The organism is Actinomadura napierensis (genome assembly GCF_039529375.1).
GTDB classification, from domain to species: domain Bacteria; phylum Actinomycetota; class Actinomycetes; order Streptosporangiales; family Streptosporangiaceae; genus Spirillospora; species Spirillospora napierensis.
The window spans coordinates 1-504 of the sequence record NZ_BAAAMR010000454.1 but is presented as its reverse complement, the minus strand read 5'-3'; the positions used below and the strand labels follow the sequence as shown (position 1 = coordinate 504).

Sequence of the window (504 nt, the reverse complement as noted above, 5' to 3'; positions counted from 1 at the left end):
CTAAGACCGCTTGGCCTCCGACTTGATTTTTTGCAGCTTTACCCAAGCTTCCTGACTCGATCACTGCAATAAAATACTTTAATTGTTTAAGTTCCACGGCAAATTCTACTTTGACCTTTATGGATTAATTCTACACTGGTTTATCGCTATAGATTTTGTTCTATTGCTTTGAGTAAACCACTAAAAGAGAAAAGGCAACATCACCTCAAAATGTTGCCTTTTAGAGCTTTTATTCTTTAACCTGCTCAAGACCCTGTTCTTCAATAATTTGTGTCGCTTGAGGCGATTTCACAAATTTAATTAACTCTTTTGCGACTTTTGCATGTTCCGAGTTTTTACCAATACCAGCAGCAAATACGGTAACTTTTTGGTAAGGCGCAGGGATTGGACCAACTAACTCAACTTGACCATATTTGCCGGTAAAAGGTTTGATTTCACTAATTTGCTGGAAACCAATATCAAACTGGCCTTCGGCAATACGTTTTGCAACGCGGTCGCATACAA

The 504-nt window shown here is 38.7% G+C and carries 1 protein-coding gene; it reads right to left on the bottom strand.

Annotated elements, in window-relative coordinates; genetic code table 11:
• Positions 1 to 229 precede the first annotated feature (229 nt).
• Positions 230 to 504: substrate-binding domain-containing protein (locus ABD296_RS50445; protein ID WP_344285908.1), on the bottom strand; the 275-nt coding region annotated here is incomplete at its 5' end.